Origin of the sequence: Martelella alba, assembly GCF_005217455.1 — a bacterium.
Taxonomy (GTDB): Bacteria; Pseudomonadota; Gammaproteobacteria; order Enterobacterales; family Enterobacteriaceae; genus Acerihabitans.
Genome location: NZ_SZPQ01000021.1, coordinates 38,320 through 57,114, shown reverse-complemented (window position 1 = coordinate 57,114; position 18,795 = coordinate 38,320). Strand labels below are relative to the sequence as shown.

Below are 18,795 nucleotides of genomic sequence, written 5' to 3'. Positions count from 1 at the left end.
ATATATATTCTCAAATGAAATAAAATTCAGAGGTAGTGAATGAACCCCTACAACTTTGATGTCAAGACGCTGGAGCAAAAAGCCCGCGCGGTGCGCCGCCATATTATCAGGCTTAACGCGGACAGTCCGGCGGGCGGGCATACCGGCGCCGATCTCTCACAGGCGGATATCCTGACCACCCTGTATTTTCGGATTCTCGATGTGGCGCCGGACCGTCTTGACGATACGGAACGGGATATCTATATCCAATCGAAAGGGCATGCCGTGGGCTGCTATTACTGCGTGCTGGCGGAGGCCGGTTTTATTCCGCTGGACTGGCTAAAAACCTATCAACACGGCAATTCCCATCTTCCCGGCCATCCCGTGCGGCAAAAAACGCCGGGGGTGGAACTCAATACCGGCGCGCTGGGTCATGGTCTGCCGGTCGCCGTGGGCATCGCCCTGGCGGCAAAGAAAAATCGCAGCAAGCGCCGTGTTTTTCTGATTACCGGCGATGGCGAGCTTGCCGAGGGCAGTAACTGGGAAGCGGCCCTGGCGGCGGCCCATTATAAACTCGACAATCTCGTTATTATCAACGACAAGAACAATCTTCAATTGGCCGGTTACACGCGGGACATCATGAACACCGATCCCCTGGCCGATAAATGGAACGCTTTCGGTATGGCGGTTACCGAGTGCGCCGGCAATGACATCGCATCGATAGTGGCGTGCCTTGAGGGCCTGAAACAGGATGGCAAACCCAATGTGGTGATCGCGCATACCCTAAAAGGCGCCGGTATCTCTTTTATTCAAGGGCGGCCGGAGTGGCATCACCGGGTTCCCAAAAAGGACGAAATCGATCTGGCGCTGGAGGAACTGAAAGATGAGTAATACAGAGCATCTGGCCAATGTCATGGTTCAGGCATTCATTGACGCCGTGGAACGCGGTATCGATTTGGTCCCGGTGGTCGCGGACTCGACTTCCACGGCGAAAATCGCGCCTTTTATGGAAAAATTCCCCGGCCGCCTGGTGAACGTGGGGATCGCCGAGCAAAGCCTGGTGGGTATGGCCGCCGGATTGTCCCTCGGCGGGAAAGTGGCGGCAACCTGCAATGCCGCGCCGTTCCTGATTTCCCGCGCCAATGAGCAGATCAAAATCGATGTGTGCTATAACAACACCAATGTCAAGCTGTTCGGCCTTAACGCCGGGGCGAGCTATGGGCCATTGGCCAGCACCCACCATGCCATCGACGACATTGCCATTATGCGCGGTTTTGGCAATATCCGTATATTCGCCCCCTCTTCACCGCGGGAATGCCGGCAAATCATTGATTACGCCTTGTCCCATCAAGGCCCCGTTTATATTCGCTTGGACGGCAAACCGTTGCCAGAGCTTTATGACGCCTCTTATCGGTTTACGCCGGGCGCGGTGAACATCCTGCGCGAGGGCGCCGATATCGCGCTGGTCGCCATGGGTTCGACGGTTCATGAAGTCGTGGAAGCCGCCGAGCTGCTTAAGGCGGAAAACCGGCCGGCCAAAGTCATCAGCGTGCCGTCAATCCGACCGTGCGATACGCAAGCGCTGGCTCAGGCGCTGGATGGCTGCCGGGCGGTGATCACCGTGGAAGAGCATAATATCAACGGCGGCCTGGGTAGTCTGGTGGCGGAAGTGCTGGCGGAGAACGCGCTGGCAATCAGGCTCAAACGTCTGGGTATCCCCGACGGGGCGTATGCCGCCGCCGCGGACCGCGCGTTTATGCGGCATTATCACGGTTTCGACGCGCAAAGCATCGCCGCATTGGCCGCCACGCTTTAGCGGGGGCCATGGCCGCCGGCCCTTCAAGCCACCCACGTTCGGCAACGAACAACCGGCGTTCCCGGACAGACACCGCCCCCGGCAAACCGGGGGACGGCAGTCAACACTGAACGCGTGATTCAACATCCTGCAAAAACAAGCCGACTATCGCGCCCGCAGTCTGATATTCTCTCAAAGAGAATGATGAGTCACGCGTCATCCTTCATGTTGCCTCTTTGGCGGCGGCGCCCGCCCTCCAGTCACAGAGTCAGCCAGGCTCCTGGGGACGCCCTTGCCGCCGCGGTGCAACCAGGCGTTTTTCGCGTAATCGCGTGCGTATTGATTGGAGGGATACCGATGAAGTCCGCGCCTTCAAGCGTTCCGGAACAGGCGACAGCGCCGTTGGATCGTTTCGACCTGGCCATACTGCGCTTATTACAGGCGGATTCTTCCCTGTCCAACGTGGCGCTGGCGGAAAAGGTCAAACTCAGCCCGCCAGCCTGTTTGCGCCGGGTCGAGCGGCTTAAGCGCGCCGGAATGATCAGGGGTTTCGTGGCGCTGCTCAATCCCCAGGCGCTCAATGCCGGCCTGGTGGTGCTGATAGGCGTGGTGCTGGATCGCTCTACGCCGGAATCGTTCAAGGATTTCGAGGCGGCGGTACAAAACATCAGCGGTTGCATGGAGTGCCATGTGGTGACCGGCGAATTCGATTACATGATGATGATCCGCACCAAAGATAATCAAAGTTTTAACCGGTTGCATGCGGAACAACTGCTTTTTCTGCCCGGCGTTCGCCAGATCCGTTCTTTTATGGGATTGCGCGAAGTGCTGTCGACCACGCGCCTGGTTTTTTAAAGGGCCGATGGCGCCAGGCGCGGGGGTCGCTAACCGTCAGCCGCCATCATTCAGCCATTGCGGAACAGGTCGCTATAGGCGCTCAAGGCCGGCGCGCCGCCCAAATGCGCGTACAAGACCTTGGCGCCGGCGGGGAACTCGCCCCGGCGCACTTTGTCGATCAAGCCCTGCATCGACTTGCCTTCGTAGACCGGGTCGGTCATCACGCCCTCAAGCCGGGCGCATAACCGTATGGCCTCCAGGGTGCCCTCATTGGGCAAACCGTATTCCGGGCCGCCATAACGCGTGTCCAGCACCACGTCATCGTCAACGATCTCGCGCCCCAGTTCCACCAGCCCGGCGGTATGGCGCGCGATGCGCAGGATTTGCGCCCGGGTCCGCTCCGGCTTGGCGGAGGCGTCGATGCCAATAACGTTGCGGGCGCGACCGTCGGCGGCGAACCCCACCACCATCCCGGCCTGGGTGCTGCCGGTCACCGAACAGACCACGATGTAGTCAAAGGTGAAGCCCAGCGCTATCTCCTGCTGGCGCACTTCCTCGGCAAAACCGACGAAACCCAATCCGCCATAGGGATGTTCGGAGCAACCGGCGGGGATCGGAAAGGGTTTTCCGCCGTTTTGCGCCGCCTGGTCCATTGCCTGTTGCCAGCTTTCGCGGATGCCGATATCAAAACCAGCCGGATCCAGGCGGACATCGGCGCCCATAATGCGTGATAATTCGATGTTCCCCACCCGGTCATACACCGCGTCGCGGTAATTCACCCAATTTTCCTGCACCAGGATGCACTTCATGCCCAAATGCGCCGCCACCGCCGCCACCTGGCGGGTCTGGTTGGATTGCACGCCGCCGATGGAGACCAGCGTGTCGCACCCCTGGCGTATCGCTTCCGGCACCAGATATTCCAGTTTACGGATTTTGTTGCCGCCGAACGCCAGCCCGCTATTGCAGTCTTCGCGTTTGGCGTAAAGGGCCACCTTGCCCCCCAGATGGTCGCTCAGGCGTTTAAGCGGCGTGATAGGCGACGGGCCGAAGGTCAGGGGGTAGCGGGGAAATTTTTCCAGGTTCATGGCGGGGCTCCGTAAGTGTGGTCAATGGGCGGTTACCGGCAATGCCGTCACCTTTATGCTACACAAAAACCCCTTGGCTTAAATTGTGTTTTACTGTTGTTTTTTAAAACAAAAAATATCTATTAACGCCATTAGTTAAGATAAATTTCAATTTCCATAAGAAAAATGAAATAAAATCACTTTCTTTACGGCCGGCATTACCGGCGCGGCCCGTCCGGCCACGAACCGCGCAAAACCCAAGGCGCGGAGTCAGTGAGGGTATCAAGGACGGACCGGCGAAGCGGCAACGCCAGGTACGGCGAGTCAATCACATCGTGTACACGATGGAGACCGCCGTTTTGGTATCGGTTTTTTTCGGCGCGCTGGCGGGGGGTTTCGAGTTGTGCGTGACATCATAGGTGACCTTTAAAGCAAAATGCTTGTTCAAATCCACGCTGATGCCGGTTTCCGAATTCACCGTCGTGTCGCGTGTGCCAAGTATTGACAATCCCTGGAGAAAATGGGCATTGGAGGTCAACTGATACGTGTAGGTCAACGCGCCGTAGGCCAGGGCATCGGTATTCACGCCGCCGCCCACATATTCATCGTGGCGCACCCCGGGGCCGGCCTCAATGCGCAGATTTTGCACCGGCCCGTTAAACACTTGCCGGCCGTAACCCACCACCAGCGTATCCCGCGAACGGTAGCCGTTAAAACGATCGCTCAGCCAACTGCCCTGGCTGAACAGGAAATTATTCGCATTCAGATTGTGCCTGGCGCGCACGCCGGCCTGATACTTTTCCGACGAGCGGGTATCGTCCGACGAATAATTATAGGCCTCGCCCCACAGACTGTAGGCGTTGCTGCCGCGAAACCAGGTCATGGTGCTGTCGGCGCCGGTAGTCGATGTGCGGGTATTGCCGGATTGGTGGCTGTAACTGCCTTCGACCTTCCCGGTGAAGGGGGTTTTAGCGGTGGAGGGATCATCGGGCACCGTGAAAATATCCGTGTCCGCATGGGTATAGGCTGAGAAAAGACCCGGCCCCCCACTCACAAGCAAAAAAAACGCCCATTTGGCGCGCAATGAAGCATAACGCATAGAAAACTCACCAATAGTAATGAATAAACAAGCGACTTCCCCTGGGAAAACGCCCGAGACAAAAAAGTGAAATAACCCTAATGGAACAGGCCTTAAGTCTAGGCGCTATGACGAAAATGTCAGTCGTTGCCAATGACTGGTTTTTTTCAAAAGATGTAAAAAAAATTTAAAAACCCAACGGCGCCTGATCGCCAGTGGCGTGATAATTGCATCAAGCCAAGTCAAGCAAGTCGTTACGCAGGAGAGCGCCGTGCGCCATATTGATACCGATACCCTCGCCGCCTTTGTCGCCGTTTACCAATGCGGAAGCTTCACGCTGGCCGCCGATAGGCTGGGGAAAACCCAGGCCGCCGTCAGCCTGACGCTGCGTCGCCTGGAAAAACACCTGGGACAGCGGCTATTGGATCGTTCCCGGCAAGGTATCGTTCTGGCCGAATCCGGGGAGAAACTGATGGGTTATGCCCGCCGTATGCTGGCCCTGGAAGAAGAGATACTGGAGGAACTGGGTTGTCTGCATAGTCAATCCCGTATCCGCATCGGTATGCCCGATGACTATCTGGGCACCATCGGCGCGGCGTTGATTGAAAATTTTTCCCAACGCAACCCGCAACTCCACGTGGAGATTGTCAGCGACTTCTCCTGCAAGCTTGAAAAAATGCTTGAGGATGGACAACTGGAGATGGCCATTGTCACCCGCCGGCCTGAGGATGAAAGCGGTGAATTCCTATGCCAGGAAACCCAGTTATGGTGCACGGCCCCGGATTGCCGACCGGAAGAGCAAAGCGTGTTGCCGCTGGTGTTGTTCGCCGAGGGTTGCCGTTCCCGCCCACAGGTATTGGCCGCGCTGGAACGCGCACAGCGCCGTTGGCATGTGGTGTGTTCCTCCTCCCATTTGTCCGGCGTTCAAACGGCGGTGCGGGTCAGCCAGGCGCTGACCGCGTTGCCCGCTTCAGTGATCCCCCATGACTGGCGGGTATTGGGACAAAACGAAAACCTGCCCGCCCTGCCCCTCCTTGACCTGGCGCTGCGCGTGCCGGAGGACGCCCATGTGGGCACGCGCCGGTTGGCGCAGTTCATTCGCGAGCTGGCGCTGCGTCCACGCGCGGAGCAAACCGTCCCCGTTACCCTTGCCCGATGATGACCGCCGCGCAACTTTGCGCCAGTTGTTCCACCGTGGCCGAATCATGGCTGAAAGACAGGTAAAACCGGCCGAACGCCGGCGGCATCATGAAGATATGGCGTGCGCGCAGGCCGCGGTGCAAATCCAGCGTCCATTGACGATCAACGGCCGCCGCCGCCTCGCCATAATCGCGCGGCGCGCGATCCCGGGGCCAGAAAGTGAAAACCGTACCAAACCCCGTGCTGCTAAAGGGTTTGCCTGCCTGGCGCGCGGCGGCGGCCACCTGGTTGCGCAACGCGTCGCCCCGTTGCAGCAAGGCCGGGTAATCCGCCTGTTTTAGCGCGTTCAAGGTGGCGATAACCGCGGCGCAGACCGGAGGATTGCCGCTGTAGGTTCCCGCGCGCACGGCGCGGCCGTCCTCAAATACCGCCATGGCATCCTGTTTACCCACCAGCGCGGCCACCACCGCGCCATTGCCGATAGCCTTGCCGACCGTCGCGTAATCGGCGTCGAGCCCCAATGCATGGCCGTATAAGCCGCAGTGCAAACGAAAACCCATCAGGACCTCATCGAGAACGACTTTCGCACCATTTCGGTGCGCCTGGGCCGCCAGATACGCCAGATAGCCGGCTTCTGGCTCGATACAGCCGGCGTTGGCCATCATGGGTTCGATGATAACCGCGGCGATGTCCGGGTAGCGCGCAAACAGCGCATCCACATCCCGCGCATCGTTGTAGCGCAACAGCAGCGTATCGTCTTTTTCCGGCCGTTGCCCGGCCATCGCCGCCTCCGTGGAACCGGCATGGCCAAACGCCACATTCTCGAACCAGCCGTCGTAGCCCGCGGCGAATTTCACTATCCTGCGACGGCCGGTGGCCGCCCGGGCGGCGCGGATGGCCAGGTGAACCGCTTCACTGCCCGAGTTGACGAACACAACCTTGTTTAAATCGCCGGTGAAGGCGCTGAGCGCGCCGGCCGCCTCCTCTTCCAGCGCATGGGGGAAGGCGGGCATCATCATATCGTCGATGGCGCATTTCATCGCATCCACCACCGCCGGGTGATTATGCCCCAACAGGGCGGCGCCGAACCCCAGCGCCGTATCCAGGTAACGTTCGCCGTTCTCATTCCACAGCCAGGCGCCCTGCGCACGGACGATTATCGGCCGTTGTTCCCCCATGTCGGGCAAAGCGCGGCCGGCGCTGGATATTCCACCAACTAGATGTTTCATGACACGATTCCGAGTAGATAGCTATTTAATACCCCAGCAATGCGGGCAACCAACCGGTCATCGCCGGAAAGAAAATCAATAAGCCGATGGCGAACGCCGTGGCGAACCAAAACGGGATCAGCCGGCGCGAAACCGGACCAATATCGATTTTCGCGACATTGCACACCACGAAAATGTTGGTGCCGATGGGTGGCGTGAACAATCCCCACCCCAGGGTCAGGGTAAAAATCAGCCCAATCTGGAACGGCTCGAAGCCGGCCTGTTTAGCGATCGGCACCAGTATCGGGGTCAGAATAATCATGGCCGGCCCCAGGTCCAGCCAGAAGCCCACCACCTTCAGCACCAGGATAATCAGCAGCATGGTGGCCAGGGGTCCCGCATGCAGGCCGGCTATCCAGGCGGCCGCCATATGCGGCACCTGGGTCACGGTCAGCAGCCAGCCAAACGGCACGGCGACCGCCATAATGATCATTACCGACCCGGTTATCGCCACGGATTCAATGATGGCGGGAACAAGATCGCGCCAGTTCAGCTCGCGGTAGAACAGACCGCCCACCAGCAGCGCATACACCACGGACAGGCCCGCCGCCTCGGTGGCCGTGACGAACCCCGCCACGATAGCCCCCAGCACAAACAATGGCATACAGATCGCGGGCAAGGCGCGCAACAGATCACGCCAGAACACGCGCAGCGCGAAACGGCCCTCCAGGCGGGGAAAACGCTCGCGAATGCCAATGAAATAGGCCGTGGCCATAAATACCAGCGCCAGCATGACCCCCGGGATAACCCCGGCGACGAACAACCCGCCGATGGAGGTATTGGTTAATACGCCATAAAGCAGCAGGATGACGCTGGGCGGGACCACGATACCCAGCGTGCCCGATGCGGCCGTTACCGCGGCGGAAAAGTCCCGCGGATAGCCTTTGCTTTCCATCGCCGGGATCATGACCTTGGCCACGGTGCTGGTATCGGCGGTGGCCGATCCGGTCAGGCCGCCATAGACGAAGGCGGTGGCCACATTGACCAGCCCCAACCCGCCGCGGAAATGGCCGAACACATGCTCGGCAACCTGCATGATGCGGCGGGTCAGGCCGCCCCGGTTCATCAATTCGCCGGCGAGTAAAAATAGCGGTATGGCAATCAGCGACGAGGTATCGGCCCCGCGCAGGGTCTGCTGCGCCAGCCAGGCAAGCGGCATGGGATAATCCCCCAAGACCAGCGCCGCGATACTGCCCCCCGCGATGGCCCAGGCAATGGGAATGCCCAGTAAGAGCAGCAACAGAAAAACCACGACCAGAATCAATACAGTCATAGGACGTCATCCGTCGGGAAGAAGAAACGCCAGATCCGCCACAACGCGATATAGCCTGTCAGCACGGAAAAACTTATCAGGGCGAAGGTGATAACCCCCGTGGGCATCCGCAGCACCGGCGTCGGCACCCAGGCGGAGGCGTGTAATACCGTAAGGCCGCTGACCAGCAGCCAGAGACAGATACCCAGCAACACCAGCGGGGTGAACAGGCGCAAGACGCGCCGCCCTTTGTCGGGCAAGAGAGTCACCACGCTGGTGAAACGCACGTTCTCGCCGCGCATCTCGGCCAGCACCGCGCCGATAAAAGTGACCCAGATGAATGAAATATCCGCTGTTTCGAAGGTCCATTCCAGATCATTCCAACCGAAGTAACGCGCCATCATGCCCAGCAGCGTGGAAAAAAAGGTGACCAGAAATAACAGTCCCCCCAGCCAGTTCAAAGCGGTATTCAACCAGCGTGGCCCGCCGGCCGGCGCAAAATGAGGCGGCGTCACAGTGGCTTACTCATTGCCCGCATTATGACGAAGCTCGGTAACGAAGCCGGCGCCCCATTCCTGGCTGAATTTATCGTAAACCGGCCCCACCTTGGCCAGAAAGGCCGCACGGTCCACCCCGTTGAACTTGACCTTTTTCTTTTTAAGCTCAGCGGTAACCTGGCTATAGACCCGATCGAGCTGGGCGCGGTACCAACCGGTGGTGTCCGCGACCGCCTTGTCCAGCACGGCTTTGTTGGCCGGGCTCAGGGCGTCATAGGCGGCCTTGTTCATATACCAGAAATTCGCCGACCAGATATAGTTGGCCATTGATACGTGCTTGACCACCTCATACCAATGCTGATCGCTAAAGTCCCGTAACTCCGGTTCCACGCCGTCCACCACGCCGGATTGCAGCGACGTATAGACCTCGCCGAACGGGATGGATTGCGGCAGGCCGCCAAGTTGTTTGATGGTGGCGAGGATAACCGGATTAGGCGGCGTGCGGATCTTCAGCCCGGCCAGGTCGGCCGGCTTTTCGATGGCTTTCTTGGTCGCGAACTGGCGAAAACCGGAATCCAGCGCGGAAAGCATCACATAACCGCGCGCTTCGCCCATGCCGAGAAATTTTTTGCCGGCCTGGCTGTCGAGGAATCGATGCACGGTATCGGTATCTTTGAACAAAAACGGCAGCGAAACCGCGTTAAGCCGCGGATCAATGGCGTCCACCACCCCGCCGAGTCCCATGGTGATCGCGCCGGAGCCCACCGCGTCGGCGATAGCCCCTTCATCGCCCAATTGACCGTCCGGGAAGATTTGCACTTCCAGCGCGTCGTGCGATTGCTGTTTGACCTCGCTGGCGAAACGCTGTACGGCCTGGTTGATCAGGCTGTCGCTGCTGGAGGCATGGGCCAGACGCAAAATCTCGGCGGCGTAGGACGGGAACGTCAGCGCGCATCCCGCGCTAAACAGCGCGGCGGCCAGCGCCGTATGACGGACAAAAAGACGCGCGGAAGCGGCCATGGTAACTCCTCTTGTTGCTGAAATGTGATGTATATCAATTCAGCATAAGGATTTTGGCCGGGATGATAAATAAATAGAATTAATGGGCGACAACAAAAAGTTATGCACCGCCCCCGCCGCAGGGATCGCCGCAATGGGCGCTTTTCGCGCCGCGCGGCGGTTCAGCCGTACCAGGCATACCCGCGCGGAACGCGGGAAAAGCCGGCGATGGACAACGCGGAAGCCATGGGGCTGGCGTCCGCCGGCCGGCCATCGATGCTCTCCAGGGTGAACACCCGCCGCCTTTCGCGTTTGAGCGCCGCCGCCAGCGCGCGCAATACCGCGTCCAGACCGCCGTCAAGCGCGCTTTCCGCGCCAGGATAGATCAACATTTGGCGCCCGCCCTGTCCCAGGTAGAGCGCCAGGTCGCCATTGCGGATAACCACGATGGCGCCGCCGCGCCGCGCCGGACGGATGCCCGAAGGATGGTGCGGCCAAGACAGCAGCCAACCGAAGGGATTGGCCGGATCGCCGGCCGACAACGCCGCCGTCAGGGGGCGGCCGAACGTGGTCTGCGCCAGTTCGCGCAAACGCTCGATGCTGTCTTTATCGGCGAATTGCGCGGCGCCCAACCCGGCGACAAACCGCCCGCGCAACACCCGCCCGGCGTCTTCCACCCGCCGTAGCACCGATAGCAAGGGGGAAAAGCCTCCCGGTACCCGTTCCGCCGTCGCGACGCTTCGGCTTATTACGCCATATCGGTCCAGAAGGCGTTCGGCCAGGGTCAACAGCCTTACCGTGGGACTGGCGGGTATCTCCCCCGGCAGGGACCAGCGTCCGGCCATGGCCGCCTCGCCGGCGTTCGGGTGCCGGTGAATGCCCGCAACGGCGACCAGGTATCACTGGTAACGCGCCCTTGCCAGGCCAGCGCCCACAAGGCTTCGGCCACCGCATCCGGCGATGCCTCCGCGGCCCGGTCTGCGCCCGCCATATCCATTACCCGTTGCCGAACCCGCGGCGCCAGTTGCCGGACAACATAGGCGCCGCCGTCGGCCAATACGGCGAGGATGGTTTGCCCCAGCGTGGCGTCGGCCAATCCGCCGCCGGGGTCATCCGTCGTTGGCCGCGTTTCGCCGGCGGACTCGCGCAGGTGCAGGGAAACCAGTCCGTCGTTGTCGCCAAGGGGGCCATGCCCCAGCCAGATGACCTGGTCCCGGGCCAACAACTCATCCAGCATGGCCGGCTGATAGTCAGGCACCCGGGCGGGCAGGATCTGGCTTTCCCAAAGCGATGCCGGCAACACGACCCCGGCCAGCAGTTCAATGACCTGCGCGACGCCCTCGGCGCCGTCGAAAGCGCCTTGCGTTTCGGGGGGATCCTGGCTGGCGGCCGGCGCGGCGGCGTCGGCCAATACCCCCTGGCGCTCCAATATCAGCCGCACAAAGGCGTCGCGCGCCACAGGGCGCGTCGCCTCGCGCGCCGCATGCAGCGTTCGGGTCCGCAACCGCCGGAATACCGCGTCGTCGACCCACTGGCGTTCACCACTGACGGCCGTGTCGGCGCCGCTATCCCGATTCCCCCCGGCCGTCAGGTTGCATGGCAGCAGACTGCCTTGCTCGCGCAGGCGTTCAAGCTGTTCATTGACGATGGCTATGCCCAAACCGAAGCGCGCCGCCGCCTGCGCCGCGGTGAACGGCCCATGGGTTCGGGCGTAGCGGCCGAGCAGCTCGCGCAAAGGATGTTCGACGGCCGACAGGAAAACATCCGGAAGACCCGGCGGCAACGGCGTCCCCAACCCATCGCGCAAGCGGGCGGCGTCTTCGATGCCGGCCCAGCGGGATTCATCCGCGATGCGCACCGGAATAATGCGGCGGGCATCCGCCAGTTGCGCCAAGTGGCCCGCCAGCGCGCCGGAATCGCCATTCAGGCGCAAGGCGATTTCCGGCGTGGACAACGGCCCCAACGCGCGCAAGAGATCGACCACGCCTTCCGCGCCGGTCATTCGGCGGTTCAAGGCGATATGCTGCAATTCCCCGTCGACGCTTTCCGCCACCCGGGGATCGAGCAACTCGCCCAAATCCACCTGCCCGAGCAATTCGCCGAGCAGACCGCTATCCAGCGCCAACACCGATGCCCGGCGCTCGGCCAAGGGGGCATCCCCCTGGTACATGAACTCCGCCACATACCCAAACAGCAGATTGGCCGCAAACGGCGAGGGGGTTTCGGTCGTGATTTCCCGCACGCGCACCGCGCCATTTTGTAACCGCCGCATCAGGGATTGCAGCGCGGCCAGATCATAGACATCCTGCAAGCATTCTCTGACGGTCTCGGCCAGCAGCGGGAAGTCCTCGTATTCCCGGGCGATGTCCAGCAATTGGCCGGCGCGCAGACGCTGTTGCCACAGCGGCGAACGCTTGCCGGGACGACGGCGCGGCAACAGCAAGGCGCGGGCCGCGCATTCGCGGAAACGGGCGGCGAACAACGCCGATTGCCCCACCGCGTCATTCACGGTGTGCGCAAGCGTTGACGGATCGAACATAAAGAGCTCAGCGCCGGGCAGGCGACCGACGCTGTCCGGTATTCGGATTGTGATGCCGTCGTCGCCGGCGACCACGGCAGGATCGATGCGCCAGCGTTTATGGATACGCGCGGCGACGGCCAGCGCCCAGGGGGCGTGAACCCGCTGTCCGTAAGGCGAATGCAGCATTGCCCGCCAGTCGCCGCTTTCATCGCGGCAACGTTCGAGGATCAGTTCCCGGTCGGTGGGCAGCGCGCCGGTCGCCTCGCGTTGCTCGACCACCACGGCGAGCAGGTTCTCGACGGCGTAATCATTCAATCCGTCGGCTTTAAGCCGGGCCGCCAACGGTCCGGTGGCCGTCGGCCGGCCATGCCCGTCCGTCGTCGCCGCATCCACCTCGCGCAAAAACGCGCCAATGGCTTCACCCAGCTCGGCCGGCCGGCCCGGATTATCTCCGTGCCAGAACGGCAGGCGGGCGGAACGCCCCGGCGCCGGCGTCACCACCACCTGATCGTGGGTGATTTGCTGGATTCGCCAGGAAGTGGCGCCCAGCGTGATCACGTCATTGACCCGCGACTCATACACCATTTCCTCGTCGAGCTCGCCGACCCGGCGCGCCCCGCTTTGCTCTTCGCCTTGGGCGAGCACCACGCTGAACATGCCGCGATCGGGTATCGTGCCGCCGCTGACCACCGCCAGTCGCTGCGCCCCCGGCCGAGGGCTCAGCAGGCCGCTGGCGCGATCCCAGAGGATGCGCGGACGGAATTCGCCGAACGCCGCCGAAGGATAGCGTCCGGCCAGCATATCCAGGGTGGCGTCGAAGGCGCTGCGCGGCAAGGCGCGAAACGGATCGGCGCGCCGCACCCGCCGGTACCATTCCTCAACGTTCAGCGGGTCCATGGCGACGGCGGCCACCGTGTGTTGCGCCAGCACGTCGAGCGGATTGCGCGGCGGCGACACCGCTTCCAAACGCCCGGCCAACATACGCTCCACCGTTACGGCGGCGTCGATGAGGTCGCGCCGGGTACGGGGAAAGAGTGTTCCCGACGAGACGCCGCCCACCTGATGTCCGGCGCGTCCCACCCGCTGTAGCGCGCCGGATACCGAGGGCGGCGCGCCGACCTGGATAACCTTGTCCACCAGTCCCATATCAATACCCAGTTCCAGGCTCGAGGTCGCGACCACGCAGCGCAGCTCGCCGGTTTTCAGCGCGGTTTCAATTTCCGCCCGCTGCTCCTTCGACACCGAGCCGTGGTGGGACCGGGCAATGTCCGGCGGCGACCCGGCGGCGCGCTTGCCGGTTCCGCCCGAGGATGAAAGATACTGCTCGGCGGGCGCCTGCGGCCGCGGCGCGGCGGCGAGGTGCTCGGCATAGCGTTCATTAAGGCGCGCCGTCAGTTTTTCCGCCAGACCGCGGGAATTGGTGAAAACCAGGGTGGAGCGGCACGACAGGATCTGCTTGAGGATGCCGGCTTCCACATGCGGCCAAATGGACCCCGCCGCGCGCCCGGTACCGTCCCCTTGCGCGGCCGTGCCGCCTGGCGCGGGAATGTCGGTCATATCCGCCACCGGCACCAGGATACGCATCTCCACCCTGCGGCTGGCCGGCGGATTGACCACCGTGACCGGCAACGCGCCCCCCAGAAAACCGGCCACAGTCTCCACCGGCCGCACTGTCGCCGACAAGCCGATGCGCTGTGCCGGCGCGGCCAGCAGCGCATCGAGCCGCTCGAGGCTCAACGCCAGATGGGAACCGCGTTTGCCGCCGGCCACCGCATGGATTTCATCAATGATAACCGTGGTCACGCCGCGCAAGGTGTCGCGCGCCTTGGAAGTCAGCATCAGATAGAGCGATTCCGGCGTGGTGATAAGGATATCCGGCGGACGCCGCGCCAGAGCGGCACGCTCGGCGGCGGGGGTGTCGCCGGTACGCATGCCCACCGTCAGCGCCACCTCCGGATCGCCCCGTTGCCGCCTTGCGGCGTTCACGCCGTCCAGCGGTATGCGCAGGTTGCGCCGCACATCGGCGCCCAGCGCCTTGATGGGCGAGATATACAGTACGCGGGTCGCGGTTTGCCGTCCGCGTTCGGGTTCGCGTTCCCGCTCCTGGAACAACCGATCGATGGCATGCAAAAAAGCCGCCAGGGTCTTGCCCGAACCGGTGGGCGCGATGACCAGCGCGCAATCGCCGGCGCCGATGGCGGCCCAGGCGGCTTCCTGCACCGGGGTGGCCGCGGCGAACGCCGAGGCGAACCAGGCCAGGGTGGCGGGCTGGAAGCGACTTGCATAATATGTTGAGCGATGCTCGGATATCGTCATGAATAACGCCTGGTATATTTACGATGGCAACCGGACCGCCTTCCCGCCCGGCCACGGCAAAACGCGGGCGTTGGCGTTTAACAGCTTAGCACCATTGCCGCCGTACGCCTGGCGTTTTCTGCGCCGACCGCCCTGCGGCGCGTTTTTTACGGGGCATTGCCTCGTTTTTTTCAGGTCTCGGAAGGTTCGTTTTTACCCGCGTATCGGGATACTATCGCAAGGGATATCTGCCATTAACGAGAGAGAGCATGAGAGAGATTATCTTTGATACCGATATCGGCGTGGATGATGCTTTCGCGCTGGCCTATGCCGCGCGCACCCAGCGGATCCTCGGCATCACCACGGTGTTTGGCAATGTGGCGGTCAACCAGGCGGTAAAGAACGCCAAACTCTTTTCCCGGGAAATCGGGCTGTCGGCGCCGATTTTTCGCGGCTGCTCGCGGCCGCTGGCGTTGCCGTACAGCGCCGGCGAGGCGCGGGTTCACGGCGGGGACGGCCTGGGCGGCGTGCTGGACAATCCCTTCGACGAACAGGCGCCGGGCGCTGTCGATTTCATTATCGAGACGGTCAAGGCCCGCCCGGGCGCGGTCACGCTGGTTTGCATCGGGCCACTGACCAATCTCGCCACGGCCATCAATCTGGCGCCGGAAATCATCGCGCTGTTTCGCGAAGTGGTGATCATGGGCGGCGCTTTCGCCACCGACGGCCATGCCGGCAACGTAACGCCGCACAGCGAGTTTAATATCTGGAAAGATCCCCACGCGGCCGATCAGGTGTTTACCGCCGATTTGCCCGTGACGGTGCTGCCGTTGGATGTGACCCACAACGTGCTTATTACCGGCGAGGAACTCCGCGCGCTCAATCAGCCGCTACTGGAGGCGATCTCCGCGGGCTATATGGCCTACAGCCTTGAGCGGGAAGGATTCGAGGGAATGGCGCTGCATGATACGTTGACGATCAGTTGGCTTATCCGACCGGACGCTTTTCGCACCGTTAAGTCGCCGGTACGGGCGGTCACGGAGGGCATCGCCCTTGGCCAGACGCTGCGCCGCGTCACCTCGCTGGCCTCCCGCGTTGATCCCTATCAGGGCTGCCGGGCGCACACGCTCTGCCTGGGCGTGGACGCCGCCCAGGTAAAAGCCGATTTTTTCCAGGCGCTGCGAAGGGGGGATTAGCATCATCATGACGGGACGGACCTGCCGTCCCGTCGCCGTCAGGCGGCCACCGTTCTGCCGTGCGCCACGTCCCAGCTCAGCGAAACACGATCGCCTATCTCCCCCGATGCCATACCGCTGCTGCGCACGATGAACCGTTTGCCCCCGGACAATTGCACCACGATACGCGTTTCCGACCCGGCATAGACCCGCTCGCAGATCTCCCCCTCCAGGGGAGCGAGTCCGGCCGCCTGTAGCCGGACATGCTCCGGTCGGATCACCAGCGAGGCCTCGCCGCCGGCGCGCCCCCCATCCGCCAGTTCGAATTCCCCCAACGGCGTCAGTAGTCGATTGCCGCGGACTTCGCCTCGCAGGATATTGGACAGGCCGATGAATTGCGCAACGAAAGCCGAGTTGGGGCGATCATAGATCTCCTGGGGCGTGGCAATCTGCGCGATGCGGCCTTCATTCATCAGGCAAATGCGATCCGAGAGTGCCAGGGCCTCTTCCTGATCGTGGGTCACGAAAATGATCGTGGCGCCCGACTCGCGGTGAATCCGCCGGATCTCCATTTGCATGGTTTCCCGCAGTTGGCGATCCAGCGCGCCCAGGGGTTCGTCCATCAGGATGATGCCCGGCTGGTAGACCAGGCAGCGCGCCAGCGCGATACGTTGCTGTTGCCCGCCGGAAAGCGCGCGCGGAAAACGCTCGGCCAGATGGCCCAGTTCCACCATATCCAGCGCGTTTCGCACTTTGCGATGGATGTCCGCCCCCGGCAACCGACGCATGCGCAAGGGAAAGGCGATATTCTCCTCGACCGTCAGGTGGGGAAACAGCGCATAATTTTGAAAGACGACGCCGATATCCCGTTGATGCACCGCGGTGTGGGTCTCATCTTTGCCGTCTATCAGCAAACGGTCGGATGTGGGGTCGGTGAGGCCGCTGATGATTTGCAGCAACGTGGTTTTACCCGAGCCGGAGGGACCGAGCAACGTCAGCAGTTCGCCCTGCCTCACCGTCAAGTCGAGGGATTGCAGCACGGTTGTGCGGCCGTAACTTTTCCCGATGCGCTCGGCCTGCAATTTAATGGTTGACGTCATGACAGTTCCTTTACAAGGCGTGCGCGTTACGCCGCGCACGTTCAGCAATGATAAACAGCAAAGTGACGACGGACAGGATAATCACCGACGCCGCGGCCAGGGTCGGCGTCACCGACAGCAGCACATCATCCCACATTTGCTTGGGCAGGGTTTGTTTAACGCCGCCGCCGACGAACATCGCCACCGTCAGTTCCTCGAACGAATTCAGAAAGCCGAAGATAAAAGCGGCCACCAGACTGTTTTTAATCAGCGGCAGCGTCACCTCGCGCACGACCCGCCAGCGATTGGCCCCCAGGGTGCCCGCCGCCTGATCAAGCCGCCAGTCGTAATGCTTGAATGTCGTGAGGATAATGATAAACGCCACCGGCATGGCCACCACGGTATGACCGAGAATGATACCCAGATCCGACCCAACCAGCCCCATGCCGGCGAACAGATAAAACAGCGCCACCGCGGTGACGATATTGGGGATAATCATCGGCAGCAGGAAAACCATCACGATAACCGCCCCGGACTTCCCCTTGTGGCGCGCCAGTCCGAAGGCGGCGACGCCGGCGATAAGCATGGCCAGCGAACCGGCGACCAACGCGATGCCAAACGACCGCACGGTGGCGCCGGTCCATATGGGCGAATCAAGGTAGGTTTGCATCCAGCGCAGCGAGAAACCCGGCGGCGGAAATTGCAGAAAACTCGAGCTGCTGAAGGCCATGGGCAAAAAAGAGACCACCGGCAAGAGCAGCAAAAGCAACACGATAATGCTGAACACCGGCAGCAGCCAGCCGAAACGACGGCCCCGCAGCACCCACGCCAGACCATTAGCCAGTTCATCCGCCAGCCGCGCCGTTACCGCCAGCACGCCGTAACCGATCCGGCGAAGGGTTTTGCCGCTGGCATGCCCTTCCCCGCCGGCGATGGCCGACAAGCCGAACAGTTTGTCATAACAAAAACAGACCGCCAGGGTCGCCGCCAGCAACAACATGGCGATGGCGCCCGCCAGCCGCCAGTTGAGCAGTTGTTGCACCTGGGTTATCAATAACTGGCCGATCATCGAATCCTGCGGACTGCCGAGCAGCGCCGGCGTGATGAAAAACCCTAGCGAGCCGATGAAAACCAACAAACAGGCCGCCACCAGCCCAGGCATTGACAGCGGGAAAAAGATCCGCCAGAAACTTTGCACGCGCGTGGCGCCCAGGGTATGCCCGGCGCGCAGCAAACCCGGGTCGATGGCGGTCATGGTCGGCAGCATGGTCATGACCGCCAACGGCAACATACTGTGCGCCATGGCGAAAACCACCAGGCCGCGGGTATAGAGCACATTCAAGGGCTCCGCGGCGCCCATGGACATCAGGATCTCCGACAGAATGCCGCGGCGTGACAATATCACCATCCAGGCGAAATTCTTCAACAGCGTACTGGTCCAAAACGGCAGCAAGACCAGCCACATCAACCGGCGGCGGGCGTTTTCGCCGCGCTGGGATAACCAGTAGGCCACCGGATAGCCGACCAGCAGACAGGCGAGCGTGGTCTCGAACGCGATAATAAAGGTATTCAGCGTCACCTTGACATAAATGCCGGCGCCGAACATCTGGCGCCAGACGGCCAGGGAAAAATGGCCGTCATCCCCTTGAAAGCTTTGCAGCATCAGCTTAAAGGTGGGCCAGGCGAGAAACACGGCTAAAAACAGCAGTCCCGGCACGGTCAGGTACCAGGAATGCCAGCGCCGGGGCCGCGGGGTTAGCGATTTGGCCGCGGATGTTGCGATATCTGCCAAGAATAATCCTCCCTTCCAGGCAAT

15 protein-coding genes are annotated in these 18,795 nt (G+C 61.8%); 5 read left to right on the top strand and 10 right to left on the bottom strand.

Translation table 11 applies throughout. The features are described 5' to 3' along the window. The first annotated feature begins 39 nt into the window (after positions 1-39). The 3 genes from FCN80_RS15050 to FCN80_RS15040 all read left to right on the top strand — a co-directional run bounded on the left by FCN80_RS15050 (position 40) and on the right by FCN80_RS15040 (position 2,629). On the top strand, positions 40-870 hold the full coding sequence (locus FCN80_RS15050) for a transketolase (protein WP_136990989.1): 831 nt from the start codon (positions 40-42) through the stop codon (positions 868-870). Then, positions 863-1,795 carry a transketolase family protein gene (locus FCN80_RS15045; RefSeq protein WP_136990988.1) on the top strand — a complete coding sequence of 311 codons (933 nt, stop codon included), beginning with the start codon at positions 863-865 and terminating at the stop codon, positions 1,793-1,795. Before FCN80_RS15050 ends, FCN80_RS15045 begins: the two co-directional genes overlap by 8 nt. Positions 1,796-2,131: 336 nt before the next feature. Beyond that, positions 2,132-2,629: an Lrp/AsnC family transcriptional regulator gene (locus tag FCN80_RS15040; protein ID WP_136990987.1), complete on the top strand. Its 498-nt coding sequence runs from the start codon at positions 2,132-2,134 to the stop codon at positions 2,627-2,629. Positions 2,630-2,679: 50 nt separating this feature from the next. On the opposite strand, the gene FCN80_RS15035 is transcribed toward FCN80_RS15040, so the two are convergent. Beyond that, the gene (locus FCN80_RS15035) at positions 2,680-3,696 is read right to left on the bottom strand and encodes a 1-aminocyclopropane-1-carboxylate deaminase (RefSeq protein ID WP_136990986.1); all 1,017 of its coding nucleotides are present in this window, start codon (positions 3,694-3,696) and stop codon (positions 2,680-2,682) included. 307 nt (positions 3,697-4,003) lie between these two features. Then, positions 4,004-4,774: a DUF481 domain-containing protein gene (locus FCN80_RS15030; RefSeq protein ID WP_136990985.1), complete on the bottom strand. Its 771-nt coding sequence runs from the start codon at positions 4,772-4,774 to the stop codon at positions 4,004-4,006. Positions 4,775-5,024: 250 nt separating this feature from the next. Between FCN80_RS15030 and FCN80_RS15025 the strand changes: the two genes are divergently transcribed. Beyond that, entirely contained in the window at positions 5,025-5,912 is an 888-nt protein-coding gene (locus FCN80_RS15025; protein WP_136990984.1) for a LysR family transcriptional regulator, read from the top strand. Here FCN80_RS15025 and FCN80_RS15020 read toward each other — a convergent pair. The 6 genes from FCN80_RS15020 to FCN80_RS15000 form a co-directional block, all read right to left on the bottom strand. After that, the gene (locus tag FCN80_RS15020; RefSeq protein WP_136990983.1) at positions 5,896-7,122 is read right to left on the bottom strand and encodes an aminotransferase class III-fold pyridoxal phosphate-dependent enzyme; all 1,227 of its coding nucleotides are present in this window, start codon (positions 7,120-7,122) and stop codon (positions 5,896-5,898) included. The two genes, FCN80_RS15025 and FCN80_RS15020, sit on opposite strands and share 17 nt — an antisense overlap. A 25-nt stretch (positions 7,123-7,147) precedes the next feature. Further along, the gene (locus FCN80_RS15015) at positions 7,148-8,434 is read right to left on the bottom strand and encodes a TRAP transporter large permease (RefSeq protein WP_136990982.1); all 1,287 of its coding nucleotides are present in this window, start codon (positions 8,432-8,434) and stop codon (positions 7,148-7,150) included. Next, positions 8,431-8,928: a TRAP transporter small permease gene (locus FCN80_RS15010; RefSeq protein ID WP_136990981.1), complete on the bottom strand. Its 498-nt coding sequence runs from the start codon at positions 8,926-8,928 to the stop codon at positions 8,431-8,433. Before FCN80_RS15010 ends, FCN80_RS15015 begins: the two co-directional genes overlap by 4 nt. Before the next feature lie 6 nt (positions 8,929-8,934). Next, entirely contained in the window at positions 8,935-9,930 is a 996-nt protein-coding gene (locus FCN80_RS15005; RefSeq protein WP_136990980.1) for a TRAP transporter substrate-binding protein, read from the bottom strand. 161 nt (positions 9,931-10,091) lie between these two features. Beyond that, entirely contained in the window at positions 10,092-10,754 is a 663-nt protein-coding gene (locus tag FCN80_RS26855) for an Lhr family helicase (RefSeq protein ID WP_230492694.1), read from the bottom strand. After that, the gene (locus FCN80_RS15000; RefSeq protein WP_230492693.1) at positions 10,703-14,746 is read right to left on the bottom strand and encodes an ATP-dependent helicase; all 4,044 of its coding nucleotides are present in this window, start codon (positions 14,744-14,746) and stop codon (positions 10,703-10,705) included. The genes FCN80_RS26855 and FCN80_RS15000 overlap by 52 nt, the downstream gene beginning before the upstream one ends. Positions 14,747-14,994: 248 nt before the next feature. Here FCN80_RS15000 and FCN80_RS14995 point away from each other — a divergent pair, with 248 nt between their 5' ends. Continuing rightward, positions 14,995-15,921, top strand: coding sequence for a nucleoside hydrolase (locus FCN80_RS14995; RefSeq protein WP_136990979.1), 927 nt, complete (start codon positions 14,995-14,997; stop codon positions 15,919-15,921). Between the two features lie 38 nt (positions 15,922-15,959). Here the strand turns inward: FCN80_RS14995 and FCN80_RS14990 are convergent, their stop codons facing one another. Together FCN80_RS14990 and FCN80_RS14985 are read right to left on the bottom strand one after the other, a co-directional pair. Further along, positions 15,960-17,000: an ABC transporter ATP-binding protein gene (locus FCN80_RS14990; protein ID WP_136990978.1), complete on the bottom strand. Its 1,041-nt coding sequence runs from the start codon at positions 16,998-17,000 to the stop codon at positions 15,960-15,962. 10 nt (positions 17,001-17,010) lie between these two features. Further along, entirely contained in the window at positions 17,011-18,771 is a 1,761-nt protein-coding gene (locus FCN80_RS14985) for an ABC transporter permease subunit (RefSeq protein ID WP_230492692.1), read from the bottom strand. Positions 18,772-18,795: the final 24 nt, after the last annotated feature.